This window comes from Streptomyces sp. ISL-1 (assembly GCF_018614585.1).
GTDB classification, from domain to species: Bacteria; Actinomycetota; Actinomycetes; order Streptomycetales; family Streptomycetaceae; genus Streptomyces; species Streptomyces maoxianensis.
The window spans coordinates 458,159-473,906 of record NZ_JAGGOI010000007.1 but is presented as its reverse complement, the minus strand read 5'-3'; the positions used below and the strand labels follow the sequence as shown (position 1 = coordinate 473,906).

At 70.0% G+C, this 15,748-nt stretch carries 15 protein-coding genes; 8 read left to right on the top strand and 7 right to left on the bottom strand.

Features of this window, described 5'->3' with window-relative positions:
* Positions 1-189 precede the first annotated feature (189 nt).
* On the top strand, positions 190-780 hold the full coding sequence (locus J7E87_RS07490) for a TetR/AcrR family transcriptional regulator (RefSeq protein WP_215091172.1): 591 nt from the start codon (positions 190-192) through the stop codon (positions 778-780).
* A gap of 160 nt (positions 781-940) precedes the next feature.
* A complete protein-coding gene (locus tag J7E87_RS07485) occupies positions 941-1,687 on the top strand; it encodes a class I SAM-dependent methyltransferase (protein WP_215091170.1) in 747 nt (248 codons plus the stop codon).
* A gap of 83 nt (positions 1,688-1,770) precedes the next feature.
* Here J7E87_RS07485 and J7E87_RS07480 read toward each other — a convergent pair whose 3' ends face one another.
* Positions 1,771-2,637: a PhzF family phenazine biosynthesis protein gene (locus J7E87_RS07480; RefSeq protein WP_215091168.1), complete on the bottom strand. Its 867-nt coding sequence runs from the start codon at positions 2,635-2,637 to the stop codon at positions 1,771-1,773.
* Between the two features lie 861 nt (positions 2,638-3,498).
* On the opposite strand from J7E87_RS07480, the gene J7E87_RS07475 reads away from it, so the two are divergent.
* Together J7E87_RS07475 and J7E87_RS07470 are read left to right on the top strand one after the other, a co-directional pair.
* Positions 3,499-4,377, top strand: a complete 879-nt coding sequence (locus tag J7E87_RS07475; protein ID WP_215091166.1) for a hypothetical protein — start codon at positions 3,499-3,501, stop codon at positions 4,375-4,377.
* Between the two features lie 277 nt (positions 4,378-4,654).
* Positions 4,655-5,593 carry a ketopantoate reductase family protein gene (locus J7E87_RS07470; RefSeq protein ID WP_215091164.1) on the top strand — a complete coding sequence of 313 codons (939 nt, stop codon included), beginning with the start codon at positions 4,655-4,657 and terminating at the stop codon, positions 5,591-5,593.
* A 21-nt stretch (positions 5,594-5,614) separates the two neighbouring features.
* On the opposite strand, the gene J7E87_RS07465 is transcribed toward J7E87_RS07470, so the two are convergent.
* Positions 5,615-6,571, bottom strand: coding sequence for a fibronectin type III domain-containing protein (locus tag J7E87_RS07465; RefSeq protein WP_215091162.1), 957 nt, complete (start codon positions 6,569-6,571; stop codon positions 5,615-5,617).
* Positions 6,572-6,856: 285 nt separating this feature from the next.
* Between J7E87_RS07465 and J7E87_RS07460 the strand changes: the two genes are divergently transcribed.
* On the top strand, positions 6,857-7,699 hold the full coding sequence (locus tag J7E87_RS07460) for a CAP domain-containing protein (protein WP_215091160.1): 843 nt from the start codon (positions 6,857-6,859) through the stop codon (positions 7,697-7,699).
* A gap of 6 nt (positions 7,700-7,705) precedes the next feature.
* Here the strand turns inward: J7E87_RS07460 and J7E87_RS07455 are convergent, their stop codons facing one another.
* From J7E87_RS07455 to J7E87_RS07445, 3 genes are read right to left on the bottom strand one after another with little or no spacing between them, the layout of a single operon-like run.
* The gene (locus J7E87_RS07455; protein ID WP_215091158.1) at positions 7,706-9,010 is read right to left on the bottom strand and encodes a HAMP domain-containing sensor histidine kinase; all 1,305 of its coding nucleotides are present in this window, start codon (positions 9,008-9,010) and stop codon (positions 7,706-7,708) included.
* Positions 9,007-9,699 (bottom strand): response regulator transcription factor, encoded by a 693-nt coding sequence (locus J7E87_RS07450; protein ID WP_215091156.1) that lies wholly within the window; start codon positions 9,697-9,699, stop codon positions 9,007-9,009. The genes J7E87_RS07455 and J7E87_RS07450 overlap by 4 nt, the downstream gene beginning before the upstream one ends.
* A gap of 53 nt (positions 9,700-9,752) precedes the next feature.
* A complete protein-coding gene (locus J7E87_RS07445) occupies positions 9,753-10,109 on the bottom strand; it encodes a hypothetical protein (RefSeq protein WP_215091154.1) in 357 nt (118 codons plus the stop codon).
* On the opposite strand from J7E87_RS07445, the gene J7E87_RS07440 reads away from it, so the two are divergent.
* Entirely contained in the window at positions 10,099-10,320 is a 222-nt protein-coding gene (locus J7E87_RS07440) for a hypothetical protein (RefSeq protein WP_215091151.1), read from the top strand. The genes J7E87_RS07445 and J7E87_RS07440 overlap by 11 nt on opposite strands.
* A 109-nt stretch (positions 10,321-10,429) precedes the next feature.
* On the opposite strand, the gene J7E87_RS07435 is transcribed toward J7E87_RS07440, so the two are convergent.
* Together J7E87_RS07435 and J7E87_RS07430 are read right to left on the bottom strand one after the other, a co-directional pair.
* On the bottom strand, positions 10,430-10,864 hold the full coding sequence (locus J7E87_RS07435; protein WP_215091149.1) for a DUF5959 family protein: 435 nt from the start codon (positions 10,862-10,864) through the stop codon (positions 10,430-10,432).
* A 185-nt stretch (positions 10,865-11,049) separates the two neighbouring features.
* Entirely contained in the window at positions 11,050-13,272 is a 2,223-nt protein-coding gene (locus tag J7E87_RS07430; protein ID WP_215091147.1) for a hypothetical protein, read from the bottom strand.
* A 225-nt stretch (positions 13,273-13,497) separates the two neighbouring features.
* On the opposite strand from J7E87_RS07430, the gene J7E87_RS07425 reads away from it, so the two are divergent.
* Both J7E87_RS07425 and J7E87_RS07420 read left to right on the top strand, forming a co-directional pair.
* Positions 13,498-14,100, top strand: a complete 603-nt coding sequence (locus tag J7E87_RS07425) for a TIGR03086 family metal-binding protein (RefSeq protein ID WP_215091145.1) — start codon at positions 13,498-13,500, stop codon at positions 14,098-14,100.
* 471 nt (positions 14,101-14,571) lie between these two features.
* Positions 14,572-15,702, top strand: a complete 1,131-nt coding sequence (locus tag J7E87_RS07420) for a catalase family protein (RefSeq protein WP_251017032.1) — start codon at positions 14,572-14,574, stop codon at positions 15,700-15,702.
* Positions 15,703-15,748 lie beyond the last annotated feature (46 nt).

The window sequence follows — 15,748 nt, the reverse complement described above, 5'->3', positions numbered from 1 at the left end:
TGGTGTGGTGGGCCCGGCGGTCAGCGGCGCCGCAGTGCCGGGTCGAGCGGGGAGGGGCGCGATGACGACGATGCGCGGATTGGTTGCCGGGCCCCTGTTCTGACATCATGAGCAAAACGGAACCTCGCTCCGTTAACGATACGGAGCCGTGTTCCGCTTTGCAAGTACAGTCACGGAAGGAGCACCGCGGTGAACGACAGCGGCCAGGGCGCGGGAAGCGCAGCCGGGTCCAAGCGCAAGGACGCCCGGCGCAACCGGCAGACCTTGCTGGATGCGGCCGCCGCGGTCTTCGTCACGTCGGGCGTGGAAGCGCCGGTACGCGACATCGCGGCCAAGGCCGACGTCGGGATGGGCACGATCTACCGCCACTTCCCCACCCGGGCGGACCTCGTCATCGCCGTCTACCGCCACCAGGTCGACGCCTGCGCCGAGGCCGGCCCGGCCCTGCTGGCGACCAGCCCGACACCTCACGCCGCCCTCGGACGGTGGATCGACCTCTTCGTCGACTTCCTGGTCACCAAGCACGGCCTCGCGGCCGCGCTGCAGACCGACAACGCCGACTTCGAAACGCTGCACGCCTACTTCCTCGACCGCCTCCTGCCGGTGTGCACCCAACTCCTCGACGCTGCCGCCGCCTCCGGTGAGATCCGCTCCGACCTCAACGCCTACCAACTCATGCGCGGCGTCGGAAACCTCTGCATCGGCGCCGACAGCGACCCCCGCTACGACGCACGCCGACTGGTCGAGCTCCTCGTCGCAGGACTACGCCAACCGGGCTGACCGTGGCGGGCGACGGTGACCGTCCATTGCTCTGGTCCACCTGTTGTCGTCCACAGGGCAGGGCTGTGCGCTCCCAAGCGCACCGTCCCGCACGCCTTCACGGTCCGAGCAGCCTGAAATTCGCACGCTCTGCAAGGACATACGCAGTACGGTCTGGACGATGGACGATGGGGACGGCTACTTCGGAGAGCACGTTGCGGCTGCGTACGACGAGTCGTCGGCAGACATGTTCACTCCGAACGTCGTAGATACGGCGGTCGGCGTTCTGGCGGAGCTGGCCGGCGACGGCCGGGCCCTTGAGCTGGGCATCGGGACAGGACGTATCGCGTTGCCGCTGGCCCATCAGGGAGTCCCGGTTCACGGCATCGACGTGTCACGGGCGATGGTTGCCCGGATGCGCGCCAAGCCAGGCGGCGGCAGCGCGATCGGAGTCACGATCGGCGACTTCGCGACAACGAAGGTGGACGGGAAGTTCTCGCTCGCCTATCTGGTCTTCAACACGATCATGAACCTGACGACACAGGCGGCGCAGGTGGCCTGCTTCCGCAACGTCGCGGCTCATCTCGAACCCGGAGGCTGTTTCGTCATCGAGGTCATGGTTCCCGACCTGAGAAAGCTCCCGGCCGGGCAGAACATCGTGCCATTCCATGTGAGCCCGACGCGGTGGGCGTTCGACGCCTACGACGTGGCCACCCAGGCGATGAGTTCGAACTACGTTGAGGTCATCGACGGCCGCGGAGAGTACAGGTCAATCCCGTTCCGGTACGTGTGGCCGGCGGAACTCGACTTGATGGCACAGCTCGCAGGGCTAGGGCTGCGCGACCGGTGGGACGGATGGACGCGGGAGGCCTTCACCAGCGAGAGTCGCCAGCACGTCTCGATCTGGGAGAAGCCCGCCGACCGGTGAATCGCCTGGCCTGTCGCATCCACGGCACACGGTGCCCGAGCCGGTCGGCGGCTCGCGGGCCCCAGCAGGGCGGCCCGCCCTCGTCAGGCAATCCGTGTGCCTGTCCCGCTCACCCGCACCCGCATGTCCCCCTCGCGCAGTTCCACGGTCAGCACCCCCGGGCGGCCCATGTCCTCGCCCTGGTGGAGGGTGAGGACCGCCGCCTCGGGAACCAGACCGATTTCCCGCGCGTACGCGCCGAACGCGCCTGCCGCCGCTCCCGTCGCCGGGTCCTCGACGACGCCGCCCACCGGGAACGGGTCGCGCACATGGAAGACGTTCGCCGACTCCCGCCACACCAACTGCACCGTGGTCAGATCGAGGCGGCGCATCACCGCTTCCAGACGTTCGAAGTCGTACGCCAGATCCGCCAGCCGCTTACGGGTCGCGGCAGCGAGTACCAGATGCCGGGCTCCGGCGAAGGCGATACGGGGCGGCAGCGCGGGATCCAGATCGGCGGCCGGCCAGTCCAGCGCCGCCAGTGCCTCGGCGAGGTCGGTGTCCGCGATGTCCTCGGTGTGCGGCTCGACCGTGGTGAGCGTGGCCCGCAGCGCCCCGCTCTCCTCGCTCACCGTCACCGGCACCGTCCCCGCGCGCGTGGCGAACACCATGTCGCCCGTACCGATGCGCTCGCCGAGGGCGATGGCCGTGGCGACCGTGGCGTGACCGCAGAACGGCACCTCCGCCTTGGGGCTGAAGTACCGGACGGTGAATGCCCGTCCGGCCTCCCCCGCGAGCCCTTCGGGCGGCGCGGAAAGGAACGCGGACTCGCTGTACCCGAGGTCGGCGGCGATGAAGAGCATGTCGGCGTCCCCGAGTCCTGAGGCATCGAGGACGACCCCGGCGGGGTTGCCTCCTTCGGGGTCGCCGGAAAAGGCGGTGTAGCGCAGGACTTCGTGCTTGGTCGTCATGACCTGCGGAACTACGGACCGAAGTGGTTTGTTCCCGACCGAGGTCACGAGGTTGTGATGTGCCGCCGCGTGGAAGCCAGGGCGCCCGGGTCAGGTCCACCTGTGGGTCATGGTCGCGGGGAAGCGACGCCGGGCGACTCCCAGGAACTCCCCGAACACACCCTGCCGCACGTCGGATTTCGGGCGGCGACCGGGCACGCCCGCGTACACGAACCGTCGGCCCACGTACACCGCCTGAGGGCAGGACATCGCCGAACGGACCGCTCCGCCACCCCGAGGCACGGGCACACACTCTGCTGAACCAAGCGGTCGCCTGGATGCAGGAGTTGTGTCCCGGTGTCAATCGTGAGGCGACAGAGATCCCCGGCGTCGACTCCGTGCGCTGCGAGATGCACCGGGTCGATGTCGACAGTGGTGAGCATCGCGTACCGCCGCCGGTCGCGCTCGTCCCTGTCGGGTAATACCGAAGCACCTCAGCGGACCTCGGTCGCCGAGAAGGGGTACACGGCCGCGCCCCTCCGCCAAACCGAGTCCCCCATAGGCGGGTTACCCACTCATCTCCCATGATCTGGGGAAAATCCTCCCACTAGTGGCGAGGGACGGAGATACTGGGGCGCTGCAGGACCTTCACCAGCGTCTGCCGACGGCAGGGGGAATCATGACCATGAACGGGACTCAGCGAACGCGGGTGTTACTCGCGATCATCGCCGCGGCAGTCGCCATCGTCGGCGCGGTGTGGGCCACGGACACCATCGGCGGGGACCGCAACGAGTGCTCTGGTCACACCGTGTGCGGTCACGAAAACAACAACAACAATAACAATGGAGTTGTAACCGACCCGGCACCCCAGGAAAGTGGAAGATGAAGCGGCCCATCGCTCTACTCTGCGGCCTGGCCATCTGCGCCGGTCCTGTACTTCTGGGCTGTTCGCACAATGAGTGCAACGACTCCTCGGTATGCGGAGACGGAAACAGCAACAACCGCAACGGGTCGGAAGCGCCGAAGAAAGTCAGTGGGCCACCCTTCACGTTCACCTCCCGGGAAAGCGACCCCTGGGACGCCTGCGAGAACGGTCCCGGCAGGGTCTACCCCAAGGCCCCGCCCCTGGAAGACATTGCAGCCCACGTTGACAGTGGCGCGGCCAGAACAAGCGCACAGGTCGCCGCGCACAACAAGCGGCTCGCCACGTTCGACAGCAATCACAGCGCCGTAACTGCCGACCGCACGACCATCGACCTGACGCTCCAGGGCAAGACCGGCCGCGCCGTGACGATCCAGAACATCACCGTCGATGTAGTGGACGTGAAACCGACACCCGCGACCGGCGTGCGCGTCCGCAGGGTCGGCGGCTGCGGGGGAAGCAACTTCAGTGCGTTCCTGGCCGACCTCGACAAGAAGACTCCGGCCCTGGCGTTCAAGTCGGGCGAGAACGCCGCGGGGAAGATGCGGGTACGAGGCTTTCCCGTTCAGGTCACCGAGAGCGATCCGGAGACTTTCACCATCGTCGCGTTCACGACGGCGGATGTACACACCTTCAGTTTCGTCGTGGAATGGTCGAGCGAAGGCGTGCGCAGAAAAACCAAAGTGAACAAGGACAACGGCACACCGTTCGCTGTCGCCTCCGGCAACGGCGCACCCCAGTACGACTACCAACAGCAGGACGGCACCTTCACACCACCGCAGTTCAAGATGAATCCGAACGACCCGCTCGGAGATCCCGTACCGATCGAAGATCACTGAGGCAGTACGTCAGGTACTTGACCTACCAACGGGACGTCATCGGTAGCGCACCCACCCGCCGGCCCGCCCCCGCGCTGCCGGTACCGCTCGGAGATGTCCGCCGCCGGACAGGCATGGATGTCCATGGGGGGTACGCCACCAGCCAAGAACTCGCAGGCCTGCTTGATCAAGTCGTCCCGGGACATGCCAGGGGCACTCGCCGAACCGACATGCCTTACCCTGCGACGGCAACACGCATTGGCCGGTCCACGACAGAACTTCGAAAGGTTCAACACTCATGAGGATCCTGGTCGTCGGCGCCGGAGCCACGGGAGGCTACTTCGGCGCCCGCCTCGCCCAGGCCGGACGGGATGTCACCTTCCTCGTCCGCCCGCGTCGCGCCGCGACTCTGCGTGAGCGGGGTCTGCGCATCATCGGTCTGGGCGAGGAAGAGGTGCTCACACCCCAGCTGGTCACCGCCGACGAACTCTCCTCCCCCTACGACCTGGTGCTGCTGTCGGTCAAGGCCACCACCCTCGAGCAGGCCATCGAGGATGCCGCTCCGGCGATCGGCCCGAAGACCGCCATCGTGCCCTTCCTCAACGGCATGGCCCATCTCGACCAGCTCAACGCACGCTTCGGCGCCCGACCGGTTCTGGGCGGCGTGGCCAAGATCCTCACCACCGTGAACGACGACGGAGACATCGTCCGCCTCGCCCCACTCGCGACCTTGACCATCGGCGAGCAGGACAGCCGGCCGTCACCACGAGTGGACGCCGTCCACGCCCTCCTGGACGACGCGGGCATCGACGCGAGTGTGTCGACGGACATCGTCGCGGCGATGTGGCACAAGTGGGTCTTCATCACCACCGTCGGCGCCCTGACCTGCCTGATGCGCGGCACCGTCGGCGACGTCAGCGCGGTCCCCGGCGGCTTTGGCCTCGGTCCCGCCATCCTGGCCGAGGCCGCCGCGGTATCGGCCGCGGCGGGCTTCCCCGTCCCGGAGGCCGAACTCGCCACCACCATCTCGATCGTGACCCGGGCCGGGTCACCGTTCGCCTCCTCCATGTACCGCGATGTCATGAGCGGCCGTCCGACCGAGGTCGAGCACGTCTTCGGCGATTTCGTGACGCGCGCCCGCGCCCTGTCGGTCGCGACCCCGCTGCTCGATCTGGCCACCCTGAACCTGCGCGTCCACGAACACCGCACCGAACAGGCGGCACTTGAGCGGGCGTGAACGCGCACACCGGAGTGGCGCTCACCGACCGGCGACGACCACCGTGCGCTGCGCGGAGAAGTCGCCCCACTTCCCGTCGGGCAGCCTGGCCCGGAGCTTGACGCTGTAACGGGTGCCGGGCTTGTCCGTGACCATGAAGGTGTACGTCGCCGTCCCGGCGGGAGGCTCGGCGCCCCAGACGATCGTGGTGGCCAACTTCCCGTTCAGGAACAGCTGATGCTCCTTGACCGGCCCGCCCGTCGCGGGCGGCGTCCAGGCCAGGTCGACGTTCCCCTTGCGGGCCGTCGCGTTGAGATCGGTGGGCGCCGTGCTGGGTCCCTTCCCGGGCGCCGACGCGGTGGTGAGGTCGACGGCGGCGCTGTCCGGCGACGAGTTCTCGGCGGCGTCGCGCGCCCGTACCGTGAAGGTGTAGACGGTGCCTGGCCGCAGGCCGGTGACGTGAGCCGTTCTCTCAGTGCCGCTCACGCTGTGGATGCGGGAATCCTCCTGGTAGATGTCGTACGAGGTGACGCCCACGTCGTCGGCGGCGCGCCCCCAGGACAGAGTGGCCGCGCGGCTCCCCTCGGCCCGGCCGCGCAGCTTCACGGGCCGCGATGGCGCCTTGTGGTCCTCCGGCGTGGGGGCCGGGGTGGTGACGGGCACGGCGGCACTGGGCTCGGAGAGGTTCCCGGCGGCGTCGCGCGCGCGGACGGTGAAGGTGTAGGCCGTCGTCGGGGACAGCCGGTCGATGTCGACCATGTGTTTGGTGCCCGGCAGCGTCTTGACCTTGGCGCCCTGCTGGAACACCTCGTACCCGGTAACGGCCTTGTTGTCGGTGGCCTGCTCCCACATGACATGCACGGATGTGGCGCTGCCCGCCTGGGCCGTGACGCCGCCGGGGGGCGACGGGTTCTCGGTGTCTTTGCCCTCGCCTCCGCAGGCGGTCAGCAGGAGAGCGGCGGCGCAGGCCAACGCGGGGAGTGTGGGGGGACGTTGCACAGTCGGACCTCCACGGCGGACGGCAATGGTCCAGACCTATATGCCACAGGCTGCGCCTGCCCACAAGAGGGGTGGACCGTACACATCGCCTCGCGGCCTGCCCGCCGTACCTGGCGGGAGTCTGATGGCTTTCTTATGGCTTCGTGAAGAAGCCCTTCCTCAGGGCCTTTTGGCGCATGGACCGGCTTACGCTCTCGTCAACCCCCCACCGTGATCCCGGTGGGCGCGGCTGCGTCTGCCGGGATCTCGCCTGCTCAGCCGTCTTCCTTCCGAGGTGTTGCACGTATGGGTTCCCGACGAGCCGATGGCCCGAACTCCCGTTCCCACGCCCGCCCCAAGGGCGGGAAGCGGGCACGCAGCGTCGCGCTGGCGCTGGGCGTGATCACCGTCACGGCGGGTGTCGGAGTCACCCTCGCCACAGGCGGCGGGAACGACGACAAGACGGCCGGCCGGGTGGAGACGAACGCCGCCGGTGACGTGGCCGGGCCGGGCGAGGACGACACTGCGGCGGGCAGCGAGTCGCCGCTTGCCTCGCCGTCGGGGAGCCCTGAGGCGATCGCGTCGACGAGCCCGTCCACCTCCCTTCCGGCCTCGGCCAAGCCGAAGCGGACGGCGAGTCCCACGACCGCGCCGAAGCCCACGGTCCAGGCGAAGAGTGGGAGCGGAACGGGTGGGTCCGGAGGTGGAGGCGGATCAGCCTCGTCCTCCGGCGGTTCCGGGGCGGGCACGGGGTCGGGGTCCTCGGACGGCGCCGAGGCCCAGGTCCTCACGCTCGTCAACAAGGAACGCGCGTCGGCCGGTTGCTCGCCGCTCACCTCCAACGCGAAGCTGACCGAGGCCGCGGACGACTACAGCGATGTCATGGCCCGCAGTGGCGTGATGTCCCACACCGGACCCGACGGGTCCACGATGGCCGGCCGCGTCGACGCCGCCGGGTATCTCTGGTCCACGCTGGGCGAGAACATAGCCCGCGGGCAGTCCGACGCGGCCGCCGTCATGGACGCCTGGATGAACAGCCCCGGCCACCGCGCCAACATCCTCAACTGCTCCTTCAAGGAGATAGGCATCGGAGTGCACTTCGGGGACGGCGGCCCCTGGTGGACGCAGGACTTCGGCGCGAGCCGGTAGGGCCCGCTACCGCCCGTCGCCCGCCAGCCCGAACGACACCCGCACCCGAGCCCCGCCCATCGGCGCGCGGGTGATCTCCAGCTCCCCGCCCGCCGCGCGGGCCGCACGCCCCACGATGTCCAGGCCGAGGCCCGTGGAGCCGCCGACGCTGACACCCCGGGTGAGCGCGGCGTCCGGGTCGGCAACGCCGGGGCCCGCGTCCTCCACCGTCAGCAGCACATGGCGATCGGCACGCTCCACGCGTACGGCGAAGGCGGTGCCCTGCGGAGTGTGCCGGAAGACGTTCCCGATCAGCGCGTCCACGACCGCGGCAAGGTCGTCCTCGGGGAACGCTATGGGCGTCGGCCGCGGCGTGAAAGAGCGTTCGCACAGCCGGTCCTGCTGGGTGGCGAGCACCGACCAGAAGTCGAGCCGCATCGCCACCACCTGGGTCACCTCGCTCGGGCGTGCCGGCTTTGCCCCGTTCGCCGGGCCGGCGGCCAGCGGGGTGCGGGCGGCGGTGATGATCGAGTCCAGTTCGCTCTCCAGCTGCGCGACGGCCTCCGTGATCCGCCGGGCGCCCGGTGACCCGCCCAGCAGATCCGCCTCCAGGTACAGCGCGGTCAGCGGCGTCCTGAGCCGGTGCGAGAGGTCCGCGACCATCTCCCGCTCGATGGCGAGCAGTTCCACGACCCGGTCGGCCATCGTGTTGAACGCGGCCCCCGCTTCCTGCAACTCCGGCGGACCGTCCGGTTCCACCCGTACGTCGAGGTCCCCCGACCCCAGGGCCAGGGAGGCGCGCTTCAGGCTCCTGGAGGAGCGGACGACCCGGGCGCCCAGCCGGTCGGCGACCAGCACCGAGCCGCCGACCAGGCCGAGCGCGAGCAGCGACATGACGCCCCACGAGGCCCACACGCCCCGGGTCAGATACCCGGCGGGTACGTATGCCTCGACGACCGCCACCCGGTTCCGGTCCAGGACGACGGGCTGGAGATAGATCCATCCATCGGCGGTGTCGAGCGCCAGCGTCTCCCGTTTGCCCACCGCGCGGTCCAGCGCCTGCGGCGGCGCATGCAAAGTGCCCACGAGCCCGCCGTCCGGGAGCCGTACGGCGAGCTGGTCGTCCGAGCCCAGGCCCGCGACGGCCTGCTGTACATCGGCCGGTCTCGTGGTCAGGGCGAGTACCGGCGCGAGGGCGGCCGCACGCTGTTCGGCGGCGGTGGTCACCCGGTCCCGGGCCTGTTCGCGTACGAGCAGGGCGAGCGGAATGAGGAAGGACAGCGCGATCATCAGCGTCGCCGCGAGCGAGATCCCTGCGAGGGCGCGTCTCATGACGGCGAGGCGACCAGCTTGATCCCGATACCGCGCACCGTGTGCAGATAGCGCGGATCCGCGGCCTTCTCACCCAGCTTCCTGCGCAGTGCCGAGAGGTGGACGTCAACCGTCTGGTCCTCGAGATACGGCTGCTGCCAGACCTCGGCGAGTATGCGCTGCCGGGATATGACCTGGTCGGCGTTGCGCGCGAGGTAGGCGAGCAGGTCGAACTCCCGTCGGGTCAGGGAGAGTTCGCGGTCATCCAGGTGCGCGGTTCGGGCGAGCGGGTCGATCCTGAGACCGGCGACCTGGAGGACCGGCTGCCGGTCGCCGTCGTCCGCGCCGGGCCCGGAACGCCGCAGTACGGCGGCGATTCTGGCGGCGAGCTGGCCGCCGGAGAAAGGCTTGACCATGTAGTCGTCGGCTCCGGTGTTGAGGAGTCTGATGATCTCCGTGTCGTCGTCGCGGGCCGTGGCGACCAGTACGGGTACGCGTGAGATGCCGCGGATCATCCGCAGGACGTCGAGACCGTCCAGGTCCGGCAGTCCGAGGTCGAGCACGACGATGTCGGGCGGGCCCTGGGTGATCTGCCGCAGCGCCTCGAAACCCTGGTGAGCGGTCTTCACCGCGTACCCGTGTCCGGTGAGGACCTCGATCAGCGCGGCCCGGATGACTGGGTCGTCCTCGACGACAAGTACGGAGGCCATGAGCAGGCACGTTAGCGGGTCCGCCAAGATGGTGTCGTGTCCCGGTACCTGCGCTACGTGCTCATCTGGCTGTCCTGCACGGCGGCCAGCGTCACAGCCGTCATCATCACGGTCCATTTCGTGGTGGGATCGACCAGGCCGACCGCGCCGGTCGCGCAGTCGGCCCCGAAGGATTTCGCCACCACCTCGCCGCGGGCCACGGTGACACCGCGCCCGAGCGCCTCCCCGAGCCCCGAGCCCACCCCGAGCCCGTCCGCACCCAGGCCGACGCCGCCCCGGAAGACCGACAGACCCCGTACGGCGTCGCCAACCCCCGCGGCCCGTACGACTCCACAGCCTCCCCAGGAGCCGTCCGGAGCGAACTCGGCCGGCGAGGGCTGCGAACAGGGCGGTTCGGGCGTGCACACCATCTCGTCCCAGGGCGGGCAGGCCACCGTGCGCTACGGGAGCGGCGGGGTATGCCTCATCTCGGCGGTGCCGGGCCAGGGCTTCACGGCAAGCACGACACAGAGCGCGCCGGACACCCTGACGGTGACTTTCGCGGCCGACCGGCACCGCTCGGAGATCACGTCGACGACCGTTCCCTCGGACCGGGCCAGTGTGCGGGAGACGTCTTTCTGAGGGCGTCCCGACGTCGGCAGCGCGGCTGCCGCCCGCCCGCTCCCGCCCGCCCGCGCAGCCGGCGCTACGGGCGAGCATCGGAGAGATCGCCAGGACCGCGCAGGCAGGTTCAGGCGTCTTCCAACGGCCAGGTCCGCAGAACCTGGTCCAGGCGGTGGTAGGCGTCGTCGAACCAGGCGTCTGCGACAGCGACAGTGACCGTCACGGTCGTGAGCGACATCGAGCGGTCCGCGACGGTGACGTGGGCCCGCTCACCGTCCGGGTCGAGCTCGATGAACATCTCGGTCGCGCGCTTGTTCTCACGCCACGAGACGTCCTGCCCGCCATCAAGCGTGTCCAGGGCTTCCTGCCACTCCGTCAGGTCTTCCGGGAAGATCGACGTTGCGATGCTTCCGCGTACGAAAGCGGTGTCGACGATGATTTCTCCGACCAGCGCATCGGCGCGGGGCGGGTCCTGGGCGGACTGCCTCCCGGTGATCCGTACGATCACGCGGTTGCCCTCGCCCTCCAGACTGATCAGGTCGATCGGACCCTCGGACGCCATCGTTGCTCCCACCCTCCCCTGGTCCTTTTGCCCGGCACCATAGCCGACGACGCCCACGCTGCCGCCGGTGCCACTGCCTTGGTCCGTACAACCATGTGATCAACCAGCAGGTCTGCCCTGTGCAAGGGCTTCGCCCGGCCGTCGGCCGTACCTCGCTGCTCGTCCCAGTGCCTCCTTCGCCTCGTCTACGCGCCTCCCGCCCCGGCGGACTTCGCCTTCGCCGCCTTCGCCGTGCGGGACGCCAGTGCCGCCACCCGAGAGTCCGGGTGCCCGCTGCCCAGTTGCTCCAACACCCTGACTGATGTGGGCGGATGGGCTTCCGCAAGAGCCGGGACAAGGGAGGCGGCTCCGCCCGGCCAGGTCGATGCCGCCGCGTCGAAGGCGCCGGGGATTGCTGAAGGCAGGGCGGCCAGGTCTGGTTCCTCTTCCTCCGTCAGGACGCGCGCGTACGTACGCAGGTCCTCAACCCAGCGAGCGTCCAGTTCTTCGAGGATCAGCACCGCGCGGGCGCTCGGCGGGACACGTTCCGCGTCCGAGGGTGCGGCCTCGCCGCGGGTCAGCAGCAGGCGGTGAGCGTATGCGCCGATCGTGGGGTTCGGGACGGCGGAGCGCAGCGCCTCGGCGGGGACGGCGGCGAGGTCGAGGTACGCGAAGAGGGTCGATGTGCGGATGCCGGGGAAGTCCGTGCGCTTCGCGATGTCGAGGGCGTTCAGCAGATCGCTCCAGGATCCGCCGCCGTGGCCGGCCGTCCACTGGGCGAGCGTGCGGGCCGCTGTCCGGGGCGGCCAGTTCTGCACGGCGGTGATGACCTCGGCGGCATCCCACGCGGCGACGGTCTCCTCGTCGGGGGCGGCGACCTGACCCGCGGCCAGTACGTGACGCAGGACGGCGTTGCCGAGCGCGGTGAGGCCGTAGGAGTCACCGGCGCGGAACACGCATCCTGTCTCGGCCAGTTGGTCGACCACGGCGGACAGGGACCGGGCAGGGCCGTCGAGTTCGGCCCGGTCCTCCTCGCCCAGGCCGGGAAGGCCCAGCAGGGCGGACAGCTCGTCCGGTGACGGCGTCACATAGTCGGCGGGGGCGGTGTCGGGGACCGGCACCGGCGCGTCCTCGAGCGACGGGTCGACCTGCCAGGAGCCCTGTTCGGCGGCCTTCCGCGCCACGGAGTCGGCGGTGCCGCCGCGCTCGTACAGCGAATAGAGGAGGTGCGCCGCGTCCAGGGCGTAGTCCTCGGCGTCCTCGGCGGCCTCGTGGGCGTCGCGGGCTTCGCGGGCGTCCCCGGCGTCCTCGTGGGCTTCGCGGGCCGACTCCTCGTCCTCGCCAGGCGCGGCGGCGATGCGCTCCACGACCGCCGCCAGGATGTCCGCGCCCAGTTCGGTCAGCTCTTGCGGGGTTCCCCTGGCCCAGACATCGTCGGCGGGTCCGGGGAATCCGCACCGCTCCGCGAGTTCGCGCCCATCGTCGGAGCCCGCCGCGAGAGCCGCCGGAAGCGGGGCACCTTGCAGAAGCCCGCGGATGTCCTCGGGGGCGGGGAGAACGGGCGGCGGTGGCAGCGGGGTACCCGAATCGCCGTAGTAGTCGAGGTGTTCGTCGAGCAGGCGGTCGGCGAGGGCGACGTGCGGCAGCGCGTCCGGTGCGGGCGCGAGTGCGGCGTACGGTCCTGCGAGCGCGTCGCTCAGGCCCGCGGCCGTCCAGCGGTCGATCAGCGCGCCCGCGATCCGCTCCAGCTCCTCCCCCAGCGCCTCCTCCGGGCGGTCGGCATCCAGCGGCGGACTGGGCAGCAGGGGGCCGGTCGGCGAGGGGCCTTCGACGTCATGGGCGAAGGCGGCGAGCAGTGCGTCGGTGAGCTGGACGCGGGTGGCGAAGGTGCGGGCCGCGACATCGGAGCGGTGCAGTGGCGCGGGCAGGACCGGCCGGTCGGCGCGAGGCGCGCGTTCATGGGCGGCGAGCCATTCCCGTACGGCGGCGGGGTCGTCGGGGTCGACTCCGGCGGCGCGCAGCAGCGACGCGTACCACGCCGGCCAGGTCAGGTTCCGGGGATCGGCGATCGCCCGCCGGAACTCCGGCACCGCGTCGTCGATCGCGGCGACCAGGCGCATATGGCGCTTGGCGTTCAGCCTCCCCGCGGCCCTGACGCGGTCGGCGAGAGCGGTGAGTACGCCGGGCACGGCGGCAAGCTCCGCCGGGGTGGCGCAGAGCAGTGGGGGCAGGTCCTCGTGCAGTACGCGGCGCAGCAGCTGCGGGGTCGGCTCGGGCACGCCCGCCCTGCGGTCCGCGCCGCGCAGGGCCAGAAGCGTCAGCACGGCGTCCGCGACGCGCACGGGCAACGGCGCCCCGCGCTCTTTTTCCGCCCAGGCGAGGAAGTCGTCAAGTCCGGTGTTCAGGTCAGTGGCACGGGTACGGGTCACTCGGGGAGCGTATGGGCCCGGAGGCGGGTCGGGCGGTCCGGCCGCGTCCGGATGCTCCGATCAGGCGACCGTTCGAGGTCCTCCCAGAGACCGTCCATCGGTCCGCCGGCCTTGGATCCCGGGGTCAGTGCGCGCATCCCGGGCTCAGTGCGCGCATCCGGGGCCGGCGGTGCGGTGCGTCCGGGGGGAGCGATGAGTTTCGGCCGCCCGCCCGGTCCTATGTGTATGGACTCCACTACGCAGACCTCCTCCCCCGACCTCCACCCCGCCGCCCGCGCCGTGGCGCAGCTGCTCGCCGCCATCGGCGACGAGCAGCTCGCGTACCCGACGCCCTGCCCGAAGTACTCCGTACGGGAGCTGCTGGGCCATCTCGTCGGGCTGTCCACCGCGTTCCGCGACGCCGCGCGGAAGGATCTCGGGCCGAGCACCAGTACCGACCCGGGGTCGGTACTGCCGGTCCTCGATGACGACTGGCGTGCCGTACTTCCGCGGCGACTGAACGAGCTGGCGGAGGCATGGCAGAAGCCCGGGACGTGGGACGGCGACACCCAGGCGGGCGGCGTCACATTCCCGGCCGCGATCGCCGGACGGGTCGCCCTGAACGAGCTCGTGATCCACGGCTGGGATCTGGCCCGGGCGACGGGCCAGGAGTACACCCCTGGCGAGGCGAGCCTGCGGGTGTCGTACGAACTGCTGAAGCCGATCGGGGACGATTCAAGCCGGGACGGGATGTTCGGCCCGGTGGTGGAGGTGCCCGAGGACGCGCCGCTGATGGACCGGGTGGTGGGCTTCAGCGGCCGCCGGCCCGACTGGCAGCCGGGGGACTGAGCCGGGCGTGGAACTGGCACGGTCCGGGCGGTCGCGGCATGCCGCCCGGACGCAGGCGAGGCGTGCGAGGTAGAGGTGGCACAAGCATGACGTCATACCCGGGCCCGCATGCAACGCCCAGGCGGGCGTTTGAGGTTGGGCATTGCTCTCTCCTCGGGTACAGCCGGCTAGCGGGTCAGCTCCGCCTTGTCGTCGAGTCGGCCCAGCTTGTGCGGGTGGTGCCGGGCCTGCGCGTGCCGACTTCGATGGGGACACGGCAGCCCCGGTGTCCCCGATGCGTGTTCACGCAGCCGCCACCCGGAAGGCTTCGGCCGTGGGTGACCGGCCGCGGCTACACCGCCTGCATCATCGGCTTCTGCTCCGCCCCGGCGTCCGCCCGCCCTCGTCACGCATCGCACAGGTGGGCATCGTCACAGATAGTTATGTTGTGCACAACTGAATAGCGGGCTACTTTCCTCCCAGGACGCAGCCATGCAGGACGCGGCAAAGGAGAACTCCGTCGTGGATTTCGTCAGGTACGAGACCTACACCCCCGTCGAGCGGCCCACCTATCAGCAGGAGCTGGACGAGGTCGTGCGCAATGTCGGCCGGCGCACCCGGGAGTCCGTCGAGCGGCAGGGGGTGGGGCGCTCGGTCAGGACCGCGCACGGCAAGACGTACGGGCTGGTCAAGGCCACGGTTACGGTCGGTGAGGTGCCGGAACCCTACGACCAGGGGATCTTCGCCAGGCCCGGCACCTACGACGCGGTCGTCCGGTACTCCAACGGGCTCGGCCACCTGCGGGCCGACTCGCTGCTCGGCGCGGCCTGTGGCATGGGGATCAAGATGTTCGGGGTGCCCGGCGACTCCCTGCTCGCCGACGAGGCCACAGAGACGACCTTCGACCTCAACCTGATCAACAACAAAGTCTTCTTCGCCAACACGGCCTACGACTACATGGTCATCGAGGAGTTGTTCGCCGAGCTGCCGGACGCGCTGGTGAACCCCGCGCGGCGGAAGTCCTGGATGGGCGAATTCCTCACCAGGCGGGGGACCTTGGAGAGCTCGGACGAGTGGCTGTGGGACGAGCTGTTCGCGATGCTGTCCTTCACTCAGGTCCCGCGGCAGAACCTCTTCTCGTACACCTACAACAGCATGGGCGCCTTCCGGTACGGCGACCACATCGCCAAGGTGCGCACGGTGCCCACCTCCCCCGTCACGCATCTGACCGTCAACGTGCGGGCGGACGGCGAAGCGTTCCGCAACACGCTGGTGGCGGAGGCCGCCGAGCGGGACCACGTCTTCGAGCTGCAGGTTCAGCTCAATGCCGATCTGGCGCGGATGCCGGTGGACAACACCTCGGCGGAGTGGCCCGAGCCGCTGTCTCCGTGGGTGACGGTCGCGACGATCGCCATCCCGCGGCAGGACATCGGCGGCGACGAGAACCTCGCCGCCGCCGACGGCACGTCGATCACGCCTTGGCGCACTCGTGAGGAGCACCGGCCGATCGGCGAGATTCAGCGGGTCCGCGAGGAGGTGTACCGCCGCTCATCCATAGAGCGGCACCGCCTCAATGGGCAGCCGCGGGTGGAGCCGGCGAGCAGCGCGGAACTCCTGGGCTGAGACGCGCGTCGCAGGAGTGGCACCCCAACTCCGGTACGGAGAAGGG

Coding starts and splice junctions, on each gene's coding strand:
- J7E87_RS07445 (WP_215091154.1), bottom strand. CDS start 10,109: ATGGTGTGCACGCCCGAACCGCCCTGTTCGCAGCCCTCGCCGGCCGAG.
- J7E87_RS07460 (WP_215091160.1), top strand. CDS start 6,857: ATGGGTTCCCGACGAGCCGATGGCCCGAACTCCCGTTCCCACGCCCGC.
- J7E87_RS07450 (WP_215091156.1), bottom strand. CDS start 9,699: ATGGCCTCCGTACTTGTCGTCGAGGACGACCCAGTCATCCGGGCCGCG.
- J7E87_RS07485 (WP_215091170.1), top strand. CDS start 941: ATGGACGATGGGGACGGCTACTTCGGAGAGCACGTTGCGGCTGCGTAC.
- J7E87_RS07435 (WP_215091149.1), bottom strand. CDS start 10,864: ATGGCGTCCGAGGGTCCGATCGACCTGATCAGTCTGGAGGGCGAGGGC.
- J7E87_RS07425 (WP_215091145.1), top strand. CDS start 13,498: ATGGACTCCACTACGCAGACCTCCTCCCCCGACCTCCACCCCGCCGCC.
- J7E87_RS07420 (WP_251017032.1), top strand. CDS start 14,572: ATGCAGGACGCGGCAAAGGAGAACTCCGTCGTGGATTTCGTCAGGTAC.
- J7E87_RS07480 (WP_215091168.1), bottom strand. CDS start 2,637: ATGACGACCAAGCACGAAGTCCTGCGCTACACCGCCTTTTCCGGCGAC.
- J7E87_RS07455 (WP_215091158.1), bottom strand. CDS start 9,010: ATGAGACGCGCCCTCGCAGGGATCTCGCTCGCGGCGACGCTGATGATC.
- J7E87_RS07475 (WP_215091166.1), top strand. CDS start 3,499: ATGAAGCGGCCCATCGCTCTACTCTGCGGCCTGGCCATCTGCGCCGGT.
- J7E87_RS07470 (WP_215091164.1), top strand. CDS start 4,655: ATGAGGATCCTGGTCGTCGGCGCCGGAGCCACGGGAGGCTACTTCGGC.